Here is a 22,068-nt window from a genome sequence, read left to right on the forward strand (position 1 = left end):
CAATGGCGGAGCGGCTGAAGAACCAGGCCTCCGCCTACCTGCGCCAGCATGCCGGAAACCCGGTGGACTGGTGGCCTTTCGGGGACGACGCGTTCGATGAAGCCCGGCGGCGTGACGTGCCCGTTTTTATCTCCATTGGCTACGCAGCGTGCCACTGGTGCCATGTCATGGCGCACGAATCCTTCGAAGACCCGGAGATTGCCCGGCTGCTGAACCGGGACTTCGTCAGCATCAAGGTGGACCGGGAGGAACGTCCCGACGTCGACTCCGCCTACATGGCAGCCACCCAGGCCCTCACCGGGCAGGGCGGCTGGCCCATGAGCGTCTTCACCCTTCCCGACGGCAGGACCTACTACGCCGGGACCTACTTTCCGCCCCGGCAGCTCCAGGGCACCCCGTCTTTCCGCCAGGTACTCGAAGCAGTCTCCGCTGCCTGGCGCGACCGGCGCAGCGACGTCGAGCAAAGCGCAGCGCAGATCGCCGAGCATCTTGCCTCGAACCAGCTGGCGAACCGCAGCCTGCTGGGAAACCTCTCAGCATCGGTTCCGCTCCCTGAACCCGCCAGCGGTGCAGCAGAGGCGCTGGAGGCGGCCGTCGCCGCCCTGGCCGCGGCTGAAGACACTGAATACGGCGGGTTTGGCGGAGCACCCAAGTTTCCGCCGTCGCCCCTGCTGCGTTTCCTCCTCGCCCACGCCCATGGCAGCGCCGCGACGGCTGGCACCGCCGCGGAGCTGGCCGGACGCACCCTCACCGCCATGGCGCTGGGGGGACTGTATGACCAGGTCGGGGGAGGCTTCGCCCGGTACGCGGTCGACCGGCGCTGGCAGGTGCCGCACTTCGAGAAAATGCTCTACGACAACGCCCAGCTGCTGCGGATCTACGCACACTTCTCCCGGCTGGCAGCAGACGTCGACCTGAAATCGCTGGCGCTTCGGGTTACACGGGAGACCGCGCAGTGGATATCCGCTGGCCTGTCCGTTCCCGGCGGGGCATTCGCCTCCTCCCTGGACGCCGACACCCTGGTGGACGGACACCGGGTTGAGGGCGCAACCTACGTGTTCACCCGGGCTGAGCTCGAAGAGATCCTGGGTGCAGGCTCCGCCGCCCTGGACCTGCTTGATCTAGATGCCGACGACGGCGCGTCCCATCGTTTGCCCGGAAGCACGCTGCGGCTGCGCGCCATACCGGACGACGCCCAGGCAGCGGTGTGGCAGGATGCCCGCGCGGCCCTGGCAGCGGCGCGGTCCGTCCGCCCGCAGCCTGAACGTGACGGGAAAGTCGTGGCCGGCTGGAACGGGCTGGCAGTCGCTGGACTCGCTGACGCCGCGCTGGCCCTTGCGGACGCCGGAATGCCCGAAGAATGGATGCTCCCCGCTGCCGAGACCGCGGCCGGCTACCTGCTTGATGTGCACTGGGACGGCCGGATCCTGCGCCGGGTTTCAAGCGGCGGACAGGCACAGGGGATCGAAGGGCTGCTGGAGGACTACGCCGGCGTGGCTGAAGGCCTCTTCGCGCTGTACGCGGCAACGGGCAACCCGCGCTGGCACCGTGCCGCACAGGATTTGGCGGCCACCGCCGTCGACCGGTTCCTGGGGCCCGACGGACTCTCTGACACGGCGCTGGAAGCTGAGCAAATCCGGCAGGCACAGGGAGGGCAGTCCGCCGCAAACCCCCTCGACGACGCCGTTCCCAGCGGAACCGCACTCCTGGCCGGAGTGCTCCTCACCTCCGCTTCCTACGGCGGGCCCGGATGGCACCGCGGTCTGGCCGAAGGACTCACGGCGCATGTACAGCGTGCGGCACCGGCGATTCCCCAGGCCGTGGGCTGGTCCATGGCCGTGCAGCAGTTCCTCCTGGACGGCCCGCAGGAACTGGCCGTCACCGGAACCGATCCCGGGAAGGTGGCGCAGCTGCTCTCCGCAGGCCGGGCCGCCGGGGGCCCGGGGCTGGTGATCGCCCACGGGGAAGCAGACAGCATCGGCCTGCTCGAAGGCCGGGAAACGGACGCTCCGGCCCTGGCCTTTGTCTGCCGCGGGATGGTGTGCAGGCGGCCGGTGGAATCGGTTGCCGGACTGGAAGCCGAATTGGCCGCCCGGACCTAATCCTTGTGCGGCCGGCCCGACCGGCACCTGGCCCGAACTAGCCCTGGACGGACAGGACCGCCAGCATGATCGCAATGTAGTGGCAGGTGAATCCGGCCAGCGTGAAGGCATGGAAGATCTCGTGGAAGCCGAACCAGTTGACCGAGGGATTGGGCCGCTTCATGGCGTAGATGACCGCGCCGGCAATGTACGCGGCACCGCCGGCAATCACCAGGATGGCTGCGGGCATGTTCACCGTCCAGAAATCCGGAATGTAGAAGACAGCCGCGCAGCCCAGGGCGATGTAGACCGGCGTGTACAGCCAGCGCGGAGCGTGCAGCCACAGCAGGCGGAACGCTATCCCGGCCAGGGCGCCGCTCCAGATAATGACCAGCAGCACCACGGCCTGCTCCCGCGGCAGCAGCGACCAGGCCAGCGGAGTGTAGGACCCGGCAATCACCAGCATGATGTTCGTGTGGTCCAGCCGCTTCAGGACCGTCTTGACCTTCGGGCTCCAGTTGCCGCGGTGGTAAACCGCCGAGACACCGAACAGCAGGATGCCGGTGAGGGCGTACACGGCGGAGGCGATGCGGGTGCCGGTGGTGGGTGCAAGGACCACGAGCACTATGCCTGCAGCCAGCGCCAGGGGCGCGGCCCCGGCGTGGAGCCACCCTCTCAGGCGGGGTTTGATGTCCAGGGCGTCGGCCACGGATTCAACGGCTGATTCCAGCGGTCCCGGGGACTGGCGGGATTCGGGATCCTGCTGGACCGGTACTCGTTCCGGGGATGAACTCATGCTGCCAATCCTAACTTACGACCCGGTAGGTTACCTGACGGTAGCCACGGCTCGGCTCCCTCCTGCACAGGTGGACCGCCGCTGCGCGGTAGCCTTGAGATGAGAAAAGCCACCGCGTTCCGCGGCCCCCGTTCAGAATGATAGGCAGGTGAGTCACCCGTGCGCTTTCCCGGTGTGGTCTACGCCTACTACGAACGCCGCCTGCGCCGCAGCCTGGTCAAGGACCGGATCCCCGAGCACATCGGCGTGATGGTGGACGGCAACCGCCGCTGGGCCAAGCTTGCCGGGGCGCCGACGTCCGACGGGCATCAAGCCGGGGCAGACAAGATCCTCGAATTCCTGGGCTGGTGCGGGGAACTCGGTGTGCGGGTAGTGACCCTGTACATGCTCTCCACTGACAACCTTAACCGCGATCCGGACGAGCTGGAGCCGCTGCTGGGCATCATTGCCAATACCCTGGACCGGCTGGGGGAGAAGGGCGACCTCCGGGTCCAGCCTGTGGGTGCGCTGGACATCCTGCCGACCGAACTGAGCTGCCAGCTTGAGCGCCTGGGCGAGGCGACGGCGTCGGCCACCGGACTGCACGTGAACGTGGCCATCGGGTACGGAGGGCGGCGGGAGATCGTCGACGCCGTGAAGGAGCTGCTGCGCGACGCACAGGCCCAGGGCAAGCCGATCGAAGAGATCACCGCCGAGCTCAGCGATGCCCAGATCTCCGAGTACCTGTACACGCGCGGCCAGCCCGATCCCGAGCTGGTGATCCGTACCTCCGGAGAGCAGCGGCTTTCCGGTTTCCTGATGTGGCAGAGCGCCTACAGCGAGTTCTACTTCTGCGAAGCCCTGTGGCCGGACTTCCGCCGGGTCGACTTCCTCCGGGCGCTGCGTGACTATGCCAGCCGCCAGCGGCGATTCGGATCCTGACCGGTACAACTGGAAATGCTGCAGCACACCCGTTCGGAAATTGCGCTGGCCTCCGGTCTGGCCTGGACCGCCGGCTACGTTGACGCCGTCGGCTTCCTGCACCTTGGCGGCTACTTCGTGTCCTTTATGACCGGGAATTCAACCCGGGCCGGAGCGGCGGTGGCAAATACCTCGCTAAGCGGCTTCCTGCAGGCTTTCGGACTGATTGCCGCCTTCTTCCTGGGCGTGGTGGCCGCCTCCGTCCTGCGCCGGGTCCTGAACCGCCACCGCCGCCCGGCCATCTGCCTGCTGTCTGCAGCAGTCCTCGGGGCCGCGTGGGCCAGTAGTACCCTGCCCGGCGCCGAAGGCGTCCTGGCTCCGGCACTCGCGGCGTCCATGGGCCTGCTCAACGCGGTCTTTGAGCGGGGCGGGGAAGTCTCGATCGGGATCACGTACATGACCGGAACCCTGGTCAAGCTGGGGCAAAAGGTCACGGCCGCGCTGTTCGGGGAACGCGGCAACGGCTGGCACCGGTACCTGCTGCTCTGGTCTTCACTGACCCTTGGTTCGCTGTGCGGGGGCGCCGGATACCTGCTGCTGGGACTGGCCGCCCTTGGGCCGGCGATCGTCGCCCTGGCGGCGGCCGCAGCGGCGTCGTGGGGGCATCCCGGACACCTGCACGGCTGACTCCGGGCAGCCTGGCTCCCGGTACGTAAACATGGTGTGAACAAATCCAACTCGTTCGTGTCCCTGTGTCCGGCAGCACGCAGCCGGGCGTAGCTTTTACGTATCGATCAGCCCCATGCTGATGGAACCGGAGGCCGGATGCTCGGACATGCTTTGCACAGTGTGTTTGCAGGGAGGCCGCAGTCCGGCATCCCGTGCCGGACTGCGGAGAAGAACACTTCTAGCTATTCGGGGCCTGCGGTCCCTGACTGGAGTTCTAAGTGGCCGTAACCAAAGCATCCCTGCCTGAACACACCGGCGCCGCCGGCCAGCCCCAGGGGTTCGTGCTTGATACTTCTGTCCTGCTGTCCGATCCCAAGGCCATCCTGCGCTTCGCCGAACACGAGGTCATTCTTCCGCTGGTGGTCATCAGCGAACTTGAAAGCAAACGCAACGACCCGGAGCTCGGCTACTTTGCCCGTGCCGCTCTGCGCCTGCTTGATGACCTGCGTGTGGAGCACGGGGGCCTGGACCGGCCGGTGCCCATCGGGGACTCCGGGGGAACCCTGCGGGTGGAACTGAACCATGTTTCGCTCGAGGTGCTGCCGCTCGGAATCCGCGGCTCGGAAAACGACAGCCGAATCCTCGCTGTGGCCAGGAACCTCGCCGATGAGGGACGCACCATCACGGTGGTTTCCAAGGACCTGCCGCTGCGCGTGAAAGCGGCGGCGGTTGGACTTACTGCTGATGAGTACCGCAACGAACTTGTCCGGGACACCGGCTGGACCGGCCTGGTGGAAGTCGAGACCGGCGACGCCGAGGTCAGCGCACTGTACGAACACCAGCCGGTGTTCGTGCCCGAAGCGGCAGACCTGCCGGTCAACACAGGCCTGGTGCTGCTCTCCGGGCGTTCGTCGGCACTGGGCAGGCTCGGAGCCGACAAGCAGGTGAGGCTGGTCCGCGGCGACCGGGACGTCTTCGGGCTTCACGGACGCTCCGCGGAGCAGCGGCTCGCCATCGACATGCTGATGGACCCGGAGATTGGCATCGTGTCCCTTGGCGGCAGGGCCGGAACAGGCAAGTCCGCGCTGGCGCTCTGTGCCGGGCTGGAAGCCGTCCTGGAACGCCGGGAGCACCGCAAAGTGGTGGTCTTCCGCCCGCTGTACGCCGTGGGCGGCCAGGAACTGGGCTACCTGCCCGGCAGCGAGGCGGAGAAGATGGGGCCGTGGGGCCAGGCCGTCTTCGACACCCTGGAGGCCCTGGTCTCACGGGAAGTGGTGGAGGAAGTCCTGGACAGGGGCATGCTTGAGGTGCTGCCGCTGACCCATATCCGCGGACGTTCACTGCACGACAGCTTCGTGATCGTCGATGAGGCACAGTCACTTGAGAAGAACGTCCTGCTTACCGTGCTGTCCCGGATTGGGCAGAACTCCAAGGTGGTCCTGACCCATGACGTTGCCCAGCGGGACAACCTGCGGGTGGGCCGCCATGACGGGATAGCGGCCGTGGTGGAGACACTCAAGGGCCATCCGCTGTTTGGGCATATGACACTGACCCGTTCCGAAAGGTCTCCCATCGCGGCACTGGTGACGGATCTCCTGGAAGAGGGCGCGATCGGGTAGGTAATCCACAGCCGCTGCGTCCTGCGGTATGCCCGGTTCGGCCGTGGCGTACCGTAGGGCGCATGTGGGGGATCCTGGGGGAGTACTGGAGCGGACCGTGGCTGTCCGCGCTGCTGCTGCTGGCGGCGCTGGGTTACCTGGTGGTGCTGGCGTGGAAGCTGACGGTTGCTGACATCCGGACACGGCGCCTGCCGGACCGGCTGGTAGTCCCGGCCTATCCCGTATCCGCGCTTCTGCTCGGCGCGGCCGCGCTCACCGCCGGGGAGCCTGGACGCTTCACGTCGATGGCACTCGGCGGGGTGCTGCTGCTCTCCGGGTACCTCCTGCTGCGCGCTGCATCGCCGTCCGGCCTGGGCCTGGGAGACGTGAAGCTGGCCGGAGTCCTGGGCCTCTACCTCGGATTCGCGGGCTTTGGCTACCTGCTGGCCGGAGCCGCAGCCGGATTCGTGCTCGGTGGCCTGTGGGGGCTGGGACTGGTGGTCTCCCGCCGGGGAACCGGCAAAACACGGATAGCCTTCGGTCCGTTTATGCTCGCCGGTGCTTTGCTGGCGCTCGCAGTCCCTGGCCTAGAGTAGAGCCATGCCCACACCGGACTTCATCCTTTCCCTGCGCGAAAAAGTGGGCCACGAACTGCTGTGGCTGCCCGGAGTCGCCGCCGTCGTCTTCAACCCCGCAGGCGAAGTGCTGCTCTGCCGCCGGGCGGACAACGGACGCTGGACGCTCATCACCGGCATCCTTGAACCGGGCGAGGAACCGGGCCCTGGCCTGCTGCGCGAGGTCGAGGAAGAGACCGGGGTGCAGGCACGCCTGGAACACCTGATCCACGTGGGCACCACAGACCCGATCATGTTCCCCAACCAAGACCGCTGCCAGTTCCTGAACCTGGTCTTCCGGTGCGCCTGGGTTTCCGGAAACGCCCGGGTGAACGACGACGAGTCCACCGAGGTGGGCTGGTTCGCCCTCGACGGGCTTCCGGAGCTGAACACCCGGCACCGCATGCTCATAGAACTGGCCCGGAACTCGACGGGCGTGCCCGTCTTCGAGGTGTAGGCGCGGGTCCCGCTCCTTTTATCGGCCTTACCGGCTCTGTTCCGGGGTGTTCTCCGGACCGGACGCATCCGTCTCCTCCGGAGCAGCATCAGCCTTGCCGTCCGCCGGCGAACTGGCACCGGCCAGCCGCTCGGCCTCCAGCCGGTCCGCTTCCGCGCCGCCTACGGCCTCGCCCCGCGCCACCATGCCGGCAACGTCGGAGAGCGGAATCTCCTTCAGGAAGAAGGCCAGGATCAGCGCGAGTGCCAGGAAGGGCACCAGGTACCAGAAGACCGGCGCCAGGGACTCCGCGTAGGCGTTGACGATCCCGTCCCGGATCGGCTCGGGGAGGGCGGCCATGGCGGCGGGCTGCAGCGTGGCCGTTGCCTCTCCGGCCGCTGCGGCGTCGAACCCGGCGCCTTCGAAGACACCCATGAGGTTCTCGGAGAGGCGGGTGGTGAACATGGCGCCGAAGATCGCTACGCCCAGCGAGGCGCCGACCTCACGGAAGTAGTTGTTTGAGGACGTGGCGGTGCCGATCTGGTCCACCGGAACGGAGTTCTGCACTACCAGCACCACAACCTGCATGATCAGGCCGAGCCCGGCGCCGAAGACGAACAGCTGCGAGCAGATGACCCACACGGGTGTCTGTGCCGTCAGCATGGTCATCCACAGCAGGGCAGCGAGGACCAGGACCGCACCGGAGATGGGGTACTTCTTGTATTTGCCTGTCTTGGTGATGGCCAGGCCGGACCAGATGGAGGTGCCCATCATGCCCACCATCATCGGCAGCATCAGCAGGCCCGAGGCAGCGGCGGAGGTGCCGGTGGACATCTGCAGGAAAGTCGGCACGAAGGCGAGGGCGGCGAACATGCCCATGCCCAGCGTGAAGCCGATCGCGGTGCTGTTGACGAAGATCGGGTTCTTGAACAGGCTCAGCGGAATGATCGGATCCTGTGCCCGCCTCTCCGCCATCACGAAGGCGAACGCTGCGGTCAGGAGGCCGGCACCGAAAACGAGCGTGAGCGGATCGGTCCAGCCGCGGTCGGCGTCGCCGCCGAAGTCCGTGAAGAAGATCAGGCAGGTGGTGGCGATTGACAGCAGGACGACGCCGGGAAGGTCGATGCGCTTCTCCGCCTTCTTGCTGGGCAGGGTGAGGGTGAAGAACGCGATCAGGAAGGCGGCGATGCCGATCGGGATGTTGATGTAGAACGCCCACTGCCAGGTCATGTGGTCCACGAAGAAGCCGCCGAGCAGCGGGCCGGCCACGGCGGAGAGGCCGAAGATGCCGCCCAGCGGGCCCATGTACTTGCCGCGTTCATTGGCCGGAACGATGTCCGCGATGATCGCCTGGGAGAGGATCATCAGGCCGCCGCCGCCCAGGCCCTGGATGGCGCGGAAAAGGACGAACATCCAAAAGTCGGTCGCAAAGGCGCAGCCCACGGAGGCCATGGTGAACAGGGCGATTGCGAAGAGGAAGAGGTTGCGCCGGCCCAGGACGTCACCGAACTTGCCGTAGATCGGCATCACGATGGTGGTGGCCAGCAGATAGGCCGTGGTGATCCAGGTCTGGTGCTCGACGCCGCCAAGCTCGCCCACGATGGTGGGCATGGCCGTGGAGACGATGGTCTGGTCAAGGGATGAGAGAAGCATGCCCGCGATGAGGGCGGAGAAAATGATCCAGATGCGTTTCTGGGTCAGCAGCAGCGGTCCGGAGGAGCGCGCGGCGGTGGTGGTCATGAAGGGTCCTTGCTGGAAGTGACGGGGGAGAAGGAAGAAAACACGGCCCGGGCGGACTCCACCGCGGAGGTCAGCACCGCCCGGTAGCTGAGTTTGTTGTCCGGATCGAAGAATTCCGGTCCGGCCCGCTGGATGAGCGCGGAAAAGACTGTGGACACGGCAACCACCTGGGGATCCGCGGGATCGAGGTGCTCGCGGCGGGCAATGAGCCCGCGCAGGCGTTCATCGGCTTCCCGGGTGCCCTGCATGAGTTTCAGGACAAGCCGCGGTTCGGTGGACAGGGCGTCCTTGAGCTGGGCCAGCTCCGCGCGGGAAACGGCCATTGACTCCATGTACGCCACGGAGAGGTCAACGAGGTCCTGCAGCAGGCTGGAAGACAGACCGGGCCCCGGTGATCCGGCCGCGGTGAACGGTTCGGTGAGTTCTTCCGGAAGCGCGGCGGGGGCCCCAAGCACGGCATCTTCCTTCGCCGGGAAGTAATTGAAGAAAGTACGGCGGGAGATTCCCACCTGCTCGCAGAGTTCCTCCACCGTGAAGCCGGCCAGACCGTGTTCGGCAGTGAGTCCGCGGGCGGCGCTGGTGATGGCGCTGTGGGTCGCTGCCCGTTTGCGTTCCCGGAGGCCGCCGTCGAAAGCTGCACTATTCTTCACGAAGTAAACTTTTGCACGCTGACAGCATGAGTGCAAATAGCTCCCCGGCGGCGGCAGTCCGGGGCAGCAAAAAGGGGGCCGCCTGCGGGCGGCCCCCTTGTCACTTTCGCCGGAAACTAAGCCTGCGGCGGCTTGGTCATGGAGAGGACGTCGAGGGCGGCGTCGAGCTGTTCCTCGGTGACCTCGCCGCGCTCGACGAAGCCGAGTTCGACGACGGCCTGGCGGATGGTCTTGCCTTCCTTGACCGCGAACTTGGCGATCTTGGCCGCGTTCTCGTAGCCGATGTACTTGTTCAGCGGCGTGACGATCGAGGGGGAGGCCTCTGCGAGGTAGCGGGCGCGCTCCACGTTGGCTTCGATGCCGTCGATCATCTTGTCCGCCATGATGACGGAGGAGTTGGCCAGCAGGCGGATCGACTCCAGCAGGTTCGAGGCAATGACGGGGATGCCGACGTTGAGCTCGAAGTAGCCGAAGGTGCCTGCCCAGGCGATGGCGGCGTCGTTGCCCACTACCTGTGCGGCAACCTGCATGACGGCCTCGGAGATGACCGGGTTGACCTTGCCCGGCATGATCGAGGAGCCCGGCTGCAGGTCGGGGATGGCGATTTCGCCCAGGCCGGTGTTGGGGCCGGAGCCCATCCAGCGGAGATCGTTCGCGATCTTGGAGAAGGACACCGCAATGGTGCGCAGCATGCCGGAGACCTCAACGAGGGCGTCGCGGTTGGCCTGGGACTCGAAGTGGTCCCGTGCTTCGGTGAGCGGCAGTCCGGTGTCCGCAGCCAGCAGCTCGATCACGCGCTGCGGGAAGCCTGCCGGGGTATTGATGCCGGTACCCACGGCGGTGCCGCCCAGCGGAACCTCGGCAACGCGGGGCAGGGAAGCCTGCACGCGCTCGATGCCGTAGCGGACCTGTGCGGCGTAGCCGCCGAATTCCTGGCCCAGGGTCACCGGGGTTGCATCCATGAGGTGCGTGCGGCCGGACTTGACGACGTCCTTGAATTCTTCGGCCTTGCGCTCCAGCGAGGCGGCCAGGTGTTCCAGCGCCGGGATCAGGTTGTTGATCAGGGCGGAGGTAGCGGCAACGTGCACGGAGGTCGGGAAGACGTCGTTGGAGGACTGCGACGCATTTACGTGGTCGTTCGGGTGGACGGAAGTCTCGCTGCCGGCGGCCTTCAGGGCGCGCGTGGCAAGCTCGGCCAGAACCTCGTTGGTGTTCATGTTCGAGGAGGTGCCGGAGCCGGTCTGGAACACGTCGATCGGGAACTGTCCGTTGTGCTTGCCGGCGGCAACCTCGTCAGCTGCTGCGGCGATCGCCTTGGCGCGCTCGTCGTCGAGCACTCCCAGTTCGGCGTTGGCGGTCGCGGCTGCCTTCTTGATCCGGGCGAGTGCCTCGATGTGGGCGTCGTCCAGCGGCTTGCCGGAAATCGGGAAGTTCTCCACGGCGCGCTGGGTCTGGGCGCGGTAAAGGGCGTTTACCGGGACGCGGACCTCTCCCATCGTGTCATGTTCAATGCGGTATTCAGCGGAGTTGGAAGTCATGGCTACCAGCCTAGTCGGCGTGCCCGCCGGCGCTGAAAACGCGTGTCGGATTGGGGCGGGGCCCGTCCCGGCCTAGCCGGCGGCGAGATCCGGGGTTTCCGCCTCCAGGCGGCCGATGCTGGACACCAGATCGGCACGGCCTTCGGCCAGGCGGTAGGAGAGCCCGACGACGGCGGTGGAGCCGGAGGCAACGGCGTCGGAAATCAGGCGGGAACTTTCCACCAGGCGCTCCGCGGTCTGGCGGGTGTGCTCAACCACCATGTCGTTGACGTCCTCGAGGCCGTTCCGGCGGGCAGCGAGGACGGACGGGGTGATCCGCTCAACCAGGTTGCGGACGTAGCCGGCCGGCATTGAACCGGTGTCCACGGTGTGCTTGGCTGCGGTCACGGCTCCGCAGCTGTCATGGCCAAGGATCACGATGAGCGGGACACCCAGGACGCCGACGCTGTATTCGAGCGACCCGAGGACGGCGTCGTCGGTGACCTGCCCGGCAGTGCGGACAACAAAAACGTCGCCCAGGCCGAGGTCGAAGATGATTTCGGCGGCGAGCCGGGAATCCGAGCAGCCGAAGATGACCGCGAAGGGATTCTGCTCGTTTACCAGGGAGCTGCGCCGGGGGGCATCCTGGTTCGGATGGCGGGAGGTGCCGGCTACAAAACGCTCGTTGCCTTCACGCAGGCGCTGCCAGGCCTGGGCGGGAGTGGTGGGAGCAGTAAGGGGGCTGTTCAATTCGGTCACAGGTCAAGAATACGGCCCGTCGGTGCGGATGCGCTGTCTGTTACCGCCCCAAGTCGGCCACAGCGGGGGCTGTTGTGCTACTGGCCGGAAGAAGCGAGGTCGGAGAGTGCAGCTTCAGCCAGTACGTCCACGGAGGACAGGTCGCCCTCCGAGCTGAGGACAACGGTCATGCCGTTGACCTCCGTGACCAGGTGGGCTTCGCCGTTGGCGCTGTCCCGCAGCTGCCAGGTGGCGCCGCCTGCGGTCCGTTCACCGGCGACCAAGGAGTCCTTGGTGGTCTGCGATACCCAGGTGGGGTTCGCGTTATTGGTCTGTGTCATGCGGATGAACTCGGTGTCCGGGGTGAGATATCCCACTTCCCAGGCCGGTACGCCGCTGTTGACGCCGGAATCCCACCGGGCGTAATTGGAGGTCCAGCCCTCGGGCAGGTCGGGGGCCAGCGGATCGTACCCGGCGTCGCCGGCTGCTTCGGCGGCAATGGCCTGTACGTCCACGTTGCGCGGCTGGGCCTTCTGATACGGGTTCAGCAGCACCGGCACCAGCACAATTGCCAGCGTAAGTCCGGTGGCAATGAGCATTCCAATGACCGTAGCGTTGGCACGCTTGGCCTGCTTGGTGGTCAGGGTGGGGGTTACGGGCTCTTCGGGCTGCTGCTGCTCACTCACCCTTCCATGATCGCCTATCCAGGGCGGCAAGTCCTATTCCTGCGCGGCTGCCGGCAGCCTCATCGGGCAGCCTGAAGGCGTGAAATCCCGGCGGCCAGCGGTGGCGCGGGCCACTTGGCGACTATGATCGGAGCAAGGAACAGCAGGCGGGCGCGCTGTTTGGGACTGTTTTACGGACAGTTCCAGACAATTCCAGACAGCGCGGCCCGAATTTCAAAGATGAGGTTAGACGTGTCCCAAGGTGCCCAGTACTCAACTCTTTCACCCGCGCTGGCAGTCGGAGACGACGAGCCGGACCGGAACCTCGCGCTCGAACTGGTCCGCGTTACCGAAGCTGCCGCCATAGCCGGCGGCCACTGGGTAGGGTTCGGCGACAAGAACGCCGCCGACGGCGCTGCCGTGGATGCAATGCGCTCCCTGATCTCCACCGTCCACTTCAACGGCGTCGTGGTGATCGGTGAAGGCGAGAAGGACGAAGCCCCCATGCTTTACAACGGCGAACACGTGGGTGACGGCACCGGTGCGCTCTGCGACGTCGCCGTGGATCCGATCGACGGCACCCGCCTCACTGCCCTGGGCATCAACAACGCCCTGGCCGTGCTGGCCGTAGCTGAACGCGGAACCATGTTCGACCCCTCCGCCGTCTTCTACATGGAGAAGCTGGTCACCGGTCCGGAAGCCGCAGACATGGTGGACCTCCGCCTGCCGGTCAAGCAGAACCTGCACCTGATCGCCAAGGCCAAGGGCAAGAAGATCAACCAGCTCAACGTCATGATCCTTGAGCGTGACCGGCACAAGCCGCTGGTCCAGGAAATCCGCGACGCCGGGGCACGCACCCGGATGCTGATGGACGGCGACGTTGCCGGCGGCATCGCGGCAGCCCGCGAGGGCACCGACGTCGACGCGCTGATGGGCATTGGCGGCACGCCCGAGGGCATCATCACCGCCTGCGCCGTCAAGACCCTCGGCGGTGTCATCCAGGGCCGCCTGTGGCCCACCTCGGACGAGGAAAAGCAGAAGGCTATCGACGCCGGCCACGACCTTGACCGAGTGCTCTCCACCAACGACCTGGTCACCAGCGACAACTGCTACTTCGCCGCCACCGGCATCACCGACGGCGACCTGGTCCGCGGTGTGCGCTACAAGAAGGACCGCGTCCTCACCCAGTCCATCGTGATGCGCTCAAAGTCCGGCACCATCCGCGTGGTTGACGGTGAGCACCAGTCGCACAAGTGGGAGTCCTACGCCCGCCTGCGCTGAGCGACAGCTGCAGAAGGGAAGGGGCCCGGACAATGTCCGGGCCCCTTCCCTTCTGTGTGGGCTAGCTGCGGCGGATGTCCGCCACCCTCGCCCCAACCGCCGCGACCACAACGACGGCGGCAGCCACGGCGGCCATGACAGCCGTCGGGGTTGAAAGCAGCTCTCCATTGATCCGTGAGACGGCGATCCAGGACAGGCCCCAGGCCAGCGCCGCAGCCGGGGCGAGGCGGCCGCGGCCGTAGAGTGCCAGTCCAACGCCGACGGCGGCGGCAGCAGCCAGCACGATGCCTGCCCAGACCACCGGGTCCAGCCCAAAGCCGTCAAAGCCGCCGGAGGTCAGGGCCGAGGCAATGTTGGCGCAGATGGCCACGCAGACCCAGCCCAAATACAGGCCCAGGGTTCCATCGACGACGACGGCGCCCAGCAGGCTGTCTGGACGGCTGCGGGCGTAACGCTTGAAGATGAGCGCCAGGACCACCAGCAGTGCCGCAATCACAACGACGGAGAGCGGAACGGAACCGGCCTGCACGCTGAGGATCCAGGCGGCGTTAAGGATCAGTGAAGCGGACACCAGCCAGCCAAGCCGCCGCTGGCGGTTGGAGGCGCGCTGCGAGGGCAGCCACTGGTAGATGGTGTACGCGCCGAGGCCGGTGTAGATGACGGACCAGATCGAGAAGGCCGGGCTTGCCGGGGCAAGGTAGGTGGCGTCCGCGCTCAGGGCCCCGCCGGCTGCTTCGGCGATGGGGGTGCCGCCGAAGACTCCAACGCCGACAACTGACCCGGCGATGCAGATGATGAAGGACACGGTGACCGTAAGCTGCCGGGCCAGGTCCCTGCCCGAGTAGCTTTGCGATCCCTGGACTCCCGCGCCTGCCGGTTCGGATGGACTGGATGTTCTGGGGGTCGAAGTAGCCATATTCGAGCCTAACAAAGCATGCTTACTATTTTCGGGGTTTTTGGACCGCCATCGGTTTCAGCTCCATAACAACCCCGCGTTCGAAGCCTGTGCCGGCTTCAACGTAGGCTAGTTGGCATGACATTGAGCGTTACTCCCTGCACTGACCCGTCCCGCTGGAACAGCCTCGTCAACCAGTTCAACGGGCACCCGCAGCAGCTGTGGGGCTGGGGAAAGACCAAGGCCGAGCACGGCTGGCAGGCCGAGCGGCTGCTTCTTTCCGACGGCGGCAGCGTGGTTGGCACGGCCCAGCTGCTGCTGCGCCGGCTCCCGTTCCCCTTCCGGTCGCTGGCCTACATTCCGCGCGGCCCGCAGGGAGAGCCGGGCAGGGAAGCCGAACTGCTCGCAGCGGTTGCGGGCTACGCCAGGGAAAAACACCATGCAGTGGCGCTGACCATTGAACCGGACTGGGACGCTGACTCCCAGCCGGCAGCCGCGCTGCCCGCAGCCGGGTTCCGGCCCAGCACGAACACCATCCTGATTCCGCGCACCCTCATCCTCGACCTGGGCAGGGACGAAGAGGAACTGCTCGGAGCCATGAGCAAAAAGCACCGGCAGTACATCCGCAAGTCCGGGCGCGAAGACCTGCAGTACCGGGCCGTGCGGCGAGAAGAGCTGCAGCAGTGCCTGGCGGTGTACAAGCAGACCGCCGAACGCGCAGGTTTCGGCATCCATGAAGACGGCTACTACCTGGACATCTTCGACAACCTGGGCGAGGACTCCCCGGTTTACGCCGCGTTCAAGGGCAGCGACGTGGTGGCGTTCCTGTGGCTTTCTGCCAGCGGTTTCACCGCGTTCGAGCTGTACGGCGGGATGAGCGAGGAGGGCGAACGCCTGCGCGCGAACTATGCCCTGAAGTGGCTTGCCATCCAGGAGATGAAGGCCCGCGGCATTACCCGCTACGACTTCAACGGCCTGCTCAATGACGGCGTCTCCAAGTTCAAGATGGGCTGGGCGCAGCACGAGAACATGCTGGCCGGAACCTGGGACAAGCCGCTTTCGCCGCTCTACCCGGTCTTTACCACCGCGCTTCCGCTGGCCAAGACCGCCCTGCGGAAGGTCCGCGGCGGCGTCAGTGCCCTCCGGAACAGGCTGGGACGCTAGTTCCGGCTCCCGGCTCCCGCCGTACCAGGTGCTAGAGCCGCAGGGTGGGGGCGTCCGGGTCAGCTGCCGGGGCAGCTGACCCGACGGTCACGGCGAAAGCCAGCGCGCCGTCGTCGTGCTGGGCAGAATGGGACGCCAGCTTGGCGATCACGGGCGCCTCATCGGCGCCAACGAACGCGCAGTCGCCCGGGTTGAGGATCAGGTCCTGTTTCGGTGAGTCCAGCACCAGCGAGCCGCGCAGCGCGATGACCAGCGTGGGTCCGTTCTGCAGCAGCGGAACATCCGCTGCCGACATGCTGGCCGGACCGGCCGTCTGCGCCAGTTCCAGCCGCTGGAGCGCGAACTCGGAGAACGGCGGCCGGTAGAGTTCCTGGCCCAGTCCCGTGCGTTCTGCCTCAACTCGGGGGATTCCCAGGGCCTGGAAGTCGATGGTCCTGAGCAGTTCCTGCAGGTCCACGTGCTTGGGGGTGAGGCCCCCGCGCAGCACATTGTCCGAAGACGCCATGACCTCCACGCCAAGGCCGCGCAGGTAGGCATGGACATTCCCTGCCGGGAGGTAGATCGCCTCGCCGGGGGAGAGCGACACCCGGTTCAGGAGCAGGGAAATCAGGACTCCGGGGTCTCCGGGATAGTAGCCGTCCAGCGCGCCGAGCTCAGCGACCGCCGGATCCAGCTCCGCGAGGGCAGGCCCGTCCAGCGACCGGACTGCTTCGGCTGCGGCTGCCACCGCTGCGCGGACCTCCTCGCCGCCGCCGATCAGGCGGCGGAAAACACTCTCCAGGCGCTCTGGTTCGGGGCGGCCGGATTCAAGGTCGGAGGCCGTCTGGGCGAACAGCTCAGGTGTAGGGCGGCCGGATGCCTCTACCAGTCCGGCAGCGGCCCGGAAGAGCAGGGCCGCATCTTGGGGACGGCGGAACCCGCACAGCGCTTCGAAATCCGTCAGCGCGAAGATCATTTCCGGCTTGTGGTTGGCGTCCTTGTAGTTCCGGTCTGCCGCAGCACGGTCAACCCCCGCTGCCTCCTCGGCAGCGAAGCCGGCAGCAGCCTGCTCCCTGGTGGGATGGACCTGGAGGGAGAGGGGGGAACCGGCAGCGAGCACCTTCGCCAGGAACGGCAGTGCCGGTCCGTGCACTGCCGTGGTCTCCCGGCCCAGCAGGCGTTCGGGGTCAGCCGCGATGAGCTCGTCCAGCGTGCCGCCTTCCGCTCCCAGGACTGCGGACGGAGCTCCCGGATGGGCACCGAACCAGAGCTCGGCTTCGGGGTCCCCGCTGGGATCACGGCCGAAGAGCTCAGCCATGGCTGTCAGGGAGCCCCAGGCGTAGGGGCGGAGGGTGCCTGAAAGCAGATACATGTCTCTCTCTTCGGTGCGTCTGGCCGTGTGCCGGGGAACCGGAAACACGGGCTTTGGAGGGATGAGGATCCGGCGGGTCAGCCTGCGCTGCAGTTCCCGTTGTTGTCCAGCAGCATGCCCAGCGTAGCGGTGTCGCCGATGGTCGCCAGTTCCTGGAGGTATTCCTCGGTGATTTCAGGTCCGGCAGGCGCTGCGGGTTCCGGTGCGGGTGCGGCCGGTTCCTCGGGCTGTGCGGGTTCCGCGGGGTCGGACTGGCCGATCGCGCCGTCGTCCACGGGTTCCGGAGCCGGCTGCTCAGCAGCCTCCGTTGCAGCAGCAGCGGACTTGGTGAGCATCTCCTGCACCCGGGTATGGATAAGGTCGAAGTCCGGGTACGTCACGAAGTTGTCCGCTGCCGTGCCGAAGTCCGGCGGGCCGATGGTCATCCGCTGGACCTCGTGGTTCTTGGATTTCAGGGCAAGGTCCACGAAGCTGCCCAGCTGGTCCTGCGGAATGTCCGTGTGGACCACCTCTTCTCCGGCGGAGGCGATGGCCTGGAAGCGGGTCAGCAGGGTCGCCGGATCAAGCTGGGCGACCATTGCCTGCTGGACGCACTGCTGGCGCGCAATGCGGTGGTAGTCGGTGACGAATTCGCGGGATCGGGCGTACCAGAGGGCCGTGTAGCCGTCCATGGTCTGGACTCCGGGTGCGATCCAGCCGTCCGGCGGGTAGTGGCGGTTGGTGCCGGGGATCTCACCGGCAGTGATGGGAACCCAGCCGCCGACGTCGATCTTCACGCCGCCCATGGCATCGATCAGGCTGGAGAAGCCCTCCATGTCCACGATGACGTACGACTGGATTTCAAGGCCCAGGATTCCGCCGGCTGCATCCATCATCGCCTCGGCACCGGGATCTTCGGACTCCGGGTAGAGATCGGGATACTGCTCGGTGACCACGGGGTAGAGGCTGTTCAGGATGCACTCGTCACCGCAGTTATAGCCCTCCGGGAATACCTGCCAGAGCGGGGAATCCGCGCTGAACTGGGCGTTCTGGAAGTTGCGGGGCAGGCTAAGCGTGACGATCTGGCCGGTGTCCGCATCAACGCTGAACACGGACATGCTGTCCGGTCGAAGTCCGGTGCGGTCGGCACCGGCGTCCCCGCCGAGCAGGAGGAAGTTGTAGCGTCCGTCCACCGGGTCGAAGGCGGGACCGGAAGCGAAGATGTTGTCGAAGGTCTGCCGGCTGACGTTCAGCAGCCACGCGCCGTAGCCCAGGGAACCGCTGGTGAGGACCATGAGCAGGACCATGGCACCGGCAACGGCCGGGCGTACGTTCCGCTGCAGCAGGGGCGGGCGGATGATGCGGAAGGTGTTCAGGAACAGGAGGGCCCAGCCCACGGCCAGTGCTGCCAGCAGCGCCATGATGAGGAAAGAGGCCCAGCTGTTGGTGAAGATGTTCACCAGCAGGATCCGGTTGGTGACAGCCACCACGGCTACCGCGATCACGGCTGCCCAGACGAGGAACGTGATGCGAAGGGCCGTGCGGCCCAGCCTGCGGTCTCCCGCAACGATCTGGGCCGAGCCGGGCAGCACAAGGGTCAGGAACAGGAGCAGGAAGGCCCGTTTGCTGCGCAGGCGCGGCGATGCCGACTGGGGGTAGCGGACCGGGTCAGTGTAGACGGCTCCGGATGAACCTGGCGTTGTGCTGGCCATGCGCCTGCCCTAGGCGCTTTCCGAAACGGAAGTGCGCAGCCGCGCGCCCTTTGCCATTGCGCTCTGGCGCAGCTCTGAGGCGAAGTCGATCAGCTTTTCCTGCAGGCTGGCGGCAAGCGGATCAGTTCCTGCGGCGAGCATGCGCACGGCGAGGAGGCCTGCGTTGCGGGCGCCGCCGATGGATACCGTTGCCACCGGGACGCCGGCAGGCATCTGGACGATGGACAGAAGGGAGTCCATGCCGTCCAGGTACTTCAGCGGAACCGGAACGCCGATGACGGGCAGGGGAGTCACGGAGGCAAGCATGCCCGGCAGGTGAGCGGCGCCGCCGGCACCGGCAATGATGACGCGCAGGCCGCGGCGGTGGGCCTCCTGGCCGTAGGCGATCATGTCAGCCGGCATACGGTGCGCGGAGACGACGTCGGCTTCGTAGGGAATGCCGAATTCGGCCAGGGCTGCTGCGGCTGCGTCCATGACGGGCCAGTCCGAATCGGACCCCATGACCAGGCCGACCAGCGGCTTGTTGGCGGTGCTCATGCCTTCTCCTCATTCGGTTCGCGGCCGTCGCGGATAATTGCTGCGGCCCTCTCGGCGCTGCGCCGGACGGCCGGCAGGTCCGCCGCGGACGCTCCGACTACATTGACGTGGCCGACCTTGCGCCCCGGACGCACCGACTTGCCGTAATTATGGACCTTGGCGGCAGGCTCGGCTGCAAGGGCCAGCCGGGTACCAAGGTACAGGTCGGGGTTGTCGGCGCCGAGGAAGTTCTTCATCACGGCCACGCCGCCCAGCAGGGCGGTGCTGCCCAGCGGCAGGTCAAGTACGGCGCGCAGGTGCTGTTCGAACTGTCCGGTCACGGAGCCGTCCATGGTCCAGTGCCCGGAGTTGTGCGGCCGCATTGCCAGCTCGTTGATCAGGAAACCGGGTCCGCGGCCCGGGGTTTCGAACAGTTCCACGGCCATGACACCGGTAACTCCCAGCTCCGCGGCGATCCGCAGGGCTGCTTCGGCCGCGGCGGCGGCCGTCTCAGGGGCCAGGTCCTGGGCCGGAGCAATCACCTCGTCGCAGACGCCGTTGACCTGGATCGAGTGGACCACCGGCCAGGCTGCGGACTCGCCGCCGGGCGTGCGGGCGACCAGGGCAGAGAGCTCCCGGGTAAAGGGAACCTTTTCCTCTGCCAGCAGGGGAGTGCCGGTGAACCAGTCAGCGGCGGCTTCGGCTGCTGCGGCGTCGTCGATAATGCGCACGCCCTTGCCGTCGTAGCCTCCGCGCGGAGTCTTCAGCACCACGGGCCATCCGGTGGCCTTGCCGAAATCGATGAGGTCCGCAACCGAGGACACAGCGGCCCAGCCGGGGTTGGGCAGCCCAAGGCGGTCCACCGCGGCGCGCATCACCAGCTTGTCCTGGGCATGGACCAGGGCGTCCGGTCCGGGCTGGACATTCACGCCTTCCGCCTGGAGCGCACGCAGGTGCTCACCGGGGACGTGCTCGTGGTCGAACGTAACTACGTCCACTCCGCGGGCGAAGTCCAGCAGGGTCTCGTAGTCGGTGTAGTCGCCAACCGGGGCATGGGCTACAGCGGGAACAGCGGATACGTCGGGGCCTTCTGCCAGGACGCGCAGCTCAAACCCGAGTTCGGTGGCCGCCGGGGCCATCATCCGGGCCAGCTGGCCGCCGCCGACAACGCCGATAATAGGAAATCTCACGTGTACAGGTTACCGAAGCTGCGCCAACTTCCCGCCCTGTGTCACCGGCCAAACCCGGGGGCCGAGGGCCAAATCCCGGCAACTGAAGGTAAAGTGGGTTGTCTCTGCCGTGCCATAGCGCGGCAGTTCCTTCGTCCGGCGGGGATCCCCGTGCGTACATGATTGGCCGCGGAGGGTCATGATTCGATCATTTATTTCCTGGCTCAGGTCCCTGGCGTCCGCTTTTTGGCGCGAGGTGGCAAAGTTCGGCACCGTGGGCGCAGTCGCATTCGTGGTGGACAACGGCCTGACATGGATCTTCATGCACACCGTCATGGAGGGCAGCCCGGCCAAGGCACGTTTTGCCGGAGCGACCATCGCCACGATCTTTTCCTGGGTGGCCAACCGCTGGTGGACCTTCCGCCACCGCCGCCAGTCCAACGTGGCCCGTGAGTTCGGGCAGTTCATCCTGATCAACGGAATCGGGATCTTTATCTCCACCGGCTTTACCTGGATCGCCCGCTACCCCATGGGCATCACCGATAACGGGACGCTGTTCATGGCAGGTGTCATAGGAATCGGCGTCGCCACCGTGGTCCGTTTCTTCGCCTACCGGTACTGGGTGTTCAACAACTCCGCCAGCGACGCCGAAGCCGAGGAGCGGGCCATGGAACTAACCGTGGACCCGGCCCACTCCGCGGTCCAGGAACCCGAGGCGGGGACTGCCAAGCCGGTCAGGCCCCAAGCCGAGCAGTAACCTTCTCCGCTGCGAGCATCCGCTCGGTGGCTTCGACTCCGTCTCCGGTCAGCACCAGGGTTCCGCCTGCGGACCAGACCCCGAGTGCTGCTCCAAGGATCCTCGCTGTTCCTGCTTCCGCGGGAGCCAGCACAATCTGCGCACCGGCAGCGCCGCGGCCTGCTTCAGGCAGGGCATCGAACGGGGTTCCCGCCGTCCCCGGGCCGCCGGCAACCGCCACCGCGGGCTCGCCGCCGTATTCCGGCCCGGCCCAGGTGTCGGCGAATGAGCGTACCTCCGCGGCATAATCGCTGGTTTCCGCCGGCAGCGTTCCCGGCCAGGACATGGCCAGGGCCGGCAGGGCAACCGCCGCGACGATCTCCGCCGGGCCGCGGGGCGCGGGTTTATCCGCCGTTGCCCTTACCTGCGCGGCTGAATCTGCCGATAAGGCAATTGAGCAGCCGGCCTGCCAGGCTCCGAGGGCCCAAACGAGGGTTTTCCAGTGGACGGGCAGATCCAGCTCTACGGTGGTGCCCGGTTCGACGTCAAGTTCTTCCGCAAGGTAGTTAGAGGTCTTGGCAACCCAGTTGTCCAGGACCTTTCCGGAGAGCTCAACCCGCTCGGACTCCGGTCCGTACCAGATCAGGGCGGGAGAGGTTGCCTGCTCCGTCCTGAGCGTGTTCAGGATGCGGGGGACCGGGTTTTGCGTCATGTACTTTTCGCTTTCGCTGTGGTTGGACCGGGCCGCGGGAGCCACGCTGGGCAAATTCGCGGCGTGGCGCGCCGCCGTCAGACGGTTCCGACTCTATAGGATGCCGAAACAGCTTGACGTGACCGTATTACACGCGTGTAATTAGGGAA

Annotated in this window: 21 protein-coding genes; 9 read left to right on the forward strand and 12 right to left on the reverse strand. The window is 66.6% G+C overall.

Features of this window, described 5'->3' with window-relative positions:
- Window positions 1-2: 2 nt before the first annotated feature.
- On the forward strand, window positions 3-2,102 hold the full coding sequence (locus NGB94_RS10000; protein WP_325790465.1) for a thioredoxin domain-containing protein: 2,100 nt from the start codon (window positions 3-5) through the stop codon (window positions 2,100-2,102).
- Between the two features lie 37 nt (window positions 2,103-2,139).
- On the opposite strand, the gene trhA is transcribed toward NGB94_RS10000, so the two are convergent.
- Window positions 2,140-2,877 (reverse strand): PAQR family membrane homeostasis protein TrhA, encoded by a 738-nt coding sequence (gene trhA / locus NGB94_RS10005; RefSeq protein ID WP_418910638.1) that lies wholly within the window; start codon window positions 2,875-2,877, stop codon window positions 2,140-2,142.
- A 159-nt stretch (window positions 2,878-3,036) separates the two neighbouring features.
- Here trhA and NGB94_RS10010 point away from each other — a divergent pair, with 159 nt between their 5' ends.
- The 5 genes from NGB94_RS10010 (at window position 3,037) to NGB94_RS10030 (ending at window position 7,115) form a co-directional block, all read left to right on the forward strand.
- Window positions 3,037-3,798, forward strand: a complete 762-nt coding sequence (locus NGB94_RS10010; RefSeq protein ID WP_325790466.1) for an isoprenyl transferase — start codon at window positions 3,037-3,039, stop codon at window positions 3,796-3,798.
- Window positions 3,799-3,813: 15 nt separating this feature from the next.
- Window positions 3,814-4,464 (forward strand): YoaK family protein, encoded by a 651-nt coding sequence (locus NGB94_RS10015; protein WP_325790467.1) that lies wholly within the window; start codon window positions 3,814-3,816, stop codon window positions 4,462-4,464.
- Window positions 4,465-4,724: 260 nt separating this feature from the next.
- Window positions 4,725-6,065 carry a PhoH family protein gene (locus NGB94_RS10020; RefSeq protein WP_325790468.1) on the forward strand — a complete coding sequence of 447 codons (1,341 nt, stop codon included), beginning with the start codon at window positions 4,725-4,727 and terminating at the stop codon, window positions 6,063-6,065.
- 62 nt (window positions 6,066-6,127) lie between these two features.
- The gene (locus NGB94_RS10025) at window positions 6,128-6,640 is read left to right on the forward strand and encodes a prepilin peptidase (RefSeq protein ID WP_325790469.1); all 513 of its coding nucleotides are present in this window, start codon (window positions 6,128-6,130) and stop codon (window positions 6,638-6,640) included.
- A gap of 4 nt (window positions 6,641-6,644) precedes the next feature.
- Entirely contained in the window at window positions 6,645-7,115 is a 471-nt protein-coding gene (locus NGB94_RS10030) for an NUDIX domain-containing protein (protein ID WP_325790470.1), read from the forward strand.
- A 27-nt stretch (window positions 7,116-7,142) separates the two neighbouring features.
- Here NGB94_RS10030 and NGB94_RS10035 read toward each other — a convergent pair whose 3' ends face one another.
- From NGB94_RS10035 to NGB94_RS10055, 5 genes are all read right to left on the reverse strand, one after another.
- A complete protein-coding gene (locus NGB94_RS10035; RefSeq protein ID WP_325790471.1) occupies window positions 7,143-8,834 on the reverse strand; it encodes an MDR family MFS transporter in 1,692 nt (563 codons plus the stop codon).
- Window positions 8,831-9,484, reverse strand: coding sequence for a TetR/AcrR family transcriptional regulator (locus tag NGB94_RS10040; RefSeq protein WP_325790472.1), 654 nt, complete (start codon window positions 9,482-9,484; stop codon window positions 8,831-8,833). Before NGB94_RS10040 ends, NGB94_RS10035 begins: the two co-directional genes overlap by 4 nt.
- Window positions 9,485-9,600: 116 nt before the next feature.
- Window positions 9,601-11,022: a class II fumarate hydratase gene (locus NGB94_RS10045; protein WP_325790474.1), complete on the reverse strand. Its 1,422-nt coding sequence runs from the start codon at window positions 11,020-11,022 to the stop codon at window positions 9,601-9,603.
- Window positions 11,023-11,094: 72 nt separating this feature from the next.
- On the reverse strand, window positions 11,095-11,760 hold the full coding sequence (locus tag NGB94_RS10050) for a carbonic anhydrase (RefSeq protein WP_325790475.1): 666 nt from the start codon (window positions 11,758-11,760) through the stop codon (window positions 11,095-11,097).
- Between the two features lie 77 nt (window positions 11,761-11,837).
- Window positions 11,838-12,425, reverse strand: coding sequence for a DUF4245 domain-containing protein (locus NGB94_RS10055; RefSeq protein ID WP_325790476.1), 588 nt, complete (start codon window positions 12,423-12,425; stop codon window positions 11,838-11,840).
- A gap of 219 nt (window positions 12,426-12,644) precedes the next feature.
- On the opposite strand from NGB94_RS10055, the gene glpX reads away from it, so the two are divergent.
- The gene (gene glpX / locus NGB94_RS10060; RefSeq protein WP_091606747.1) at window positions 12,645-13,685 is read left to right on the forward strand and encodes a class II fructose-bisphosphatase; all 1,041 of its coding nucleotides are present in this window, start codon (window positions 12,645-12,647) and stop codon (window positions 13,683-13,685) included.
- 61 nt (window positions 13,686-13,746) lie between these two features.
- Here glpX and NGB94_RS10065 read toward each other — a convergent pair whose 3' ends face one another.
- The gene (locus NGB94_RS10065; RefSeq protein WP_325790477.1) at window positions 13,747-14,601 is read right to left on the reverse strand and encodes a tryptophan-rich sensory protein; all 855 of its coding nucleotides are present in this window, start codon (window positions 14,599-14,601) and stop codon (window positions 13,747-13,749) included.
- Between the two features lie 117 nt (window positions 14,602-14,718).
- Here NGB94_RS10065 and NGB94_RS10070 point away from each other — a divergent pair, with 117 nt between their 5' ends.
- Window positions 14,719-15,744 (forward strand): lipid II:glycine glycyltransferase FemX, encoded by a 1,026-nt coding sequence (locus tag NGB94_RS10070; protein ID WP_325790478.1) that lies wholly within the window; start codon window positions 14,719-14,721, stop codon window positions 15,742-15,744.
- 31 nt (window positions 15,745-15,775) lie between these two features.
- Here NGB94_RS10070 and manA read toward each other — a convergent pair whose 3' ends face one another.
- The 4 genes from manA to NGB94_RS10090 form a co-directional block, all read right to left on the reverse strand.
- Entirely contained in the window at window positions 15,776-17,095 is a 1,320-nt protein-coding gene (gene manA, locus NGB94_RS10075; protein WP_325790479.1) for a mannose-6-phosphate isomerase, class I, read from the reverse strand.
- A 77-nt stretch (window positions 17,096-17,172) separates the two neighbouring features.
- Entirely contained in the window at window positions 17,173-18,786 is a 1,614-nt protein-coding gene (locus NGB94_RS10080; RefSeq protein ID WP_325790480.1) for an LCP family protein, read from the reverse strand.
- 9 nt (window positions 18,787-18,795) lie between these two features.
- Window positions 18,796-19,323, reverse strand: coding sequence for a 5-(carboxyamino)imidazole ribonucleotide mutase (purE, locus tag NGB94_RS10085; RefSeq protein ID WP_325790481.1), 528 nt, complete (start codon window positions 19,321-19,323; stop codon window positions 18,796-18,798).
- On the reverse strand, window positions 19,320-20,492 hold the full coding sequence (locus NGB94_RS10090) for a 5-(carboxyamino)imidazole ribonucleotide synthase (RefSeq protein ID WP_325790482.1): 1,173 nt from the start codon (window positions 20,490-20,492) through the stop codon (window positions 19,320-19,322). The genes purE and NGB94_RS10090 overlap by 4 nt, the downstream gene beginning before the upstream one ends.
- Before the next feature lie 178 nt (window positions 20,493-20,670).
- On the opposite strand from NGB94_RS10090, the gene NGB94_RS10095 reads away from it, so the two are divergent.
- Window positions 20,671-21,228, forward strand: a complete 558-nt coding sequence (locus NGB94_RS10095) for a GtrA family protein (protein WP_325790483.1) — start codon at window positions 20,671-20,673, stop codon at window positions 21,226-21,228.
- Here NGB94_RS10095 and NGB94_RS10100 read toward each other — a convergent pair.
- Complete coding sequence (locus tag NGB94_RS10100) at window positions 21,206-21,919, reverse strand: TIGR03089 family protein (RefSeq protein WP_325790484.1); 714 nt, start codon at window positions 21,917-21,919, stop codon at window positions 21,206-21,208. The two genes, NGB94_RS10095 and NGB94_RS10100, sit on opposite strands and share 23 nt — an antisense overlap.
- Between the last annotated feature and the right edge of the window lie 149 nt (window positions 21,920-22,068).

The sequence above is a fragment of the Arthrobacter koreensis genome (assembly GCF_035792275.1).
In the GTDB taxonomy this organism is placed as follows: domain Bacteria; phylum Actinomycetota; class Actinomycetes; order Actinomycetales; family Micrococcaceae; genus Arthrobacter_B; species Arthrobacter_B koreensis_A.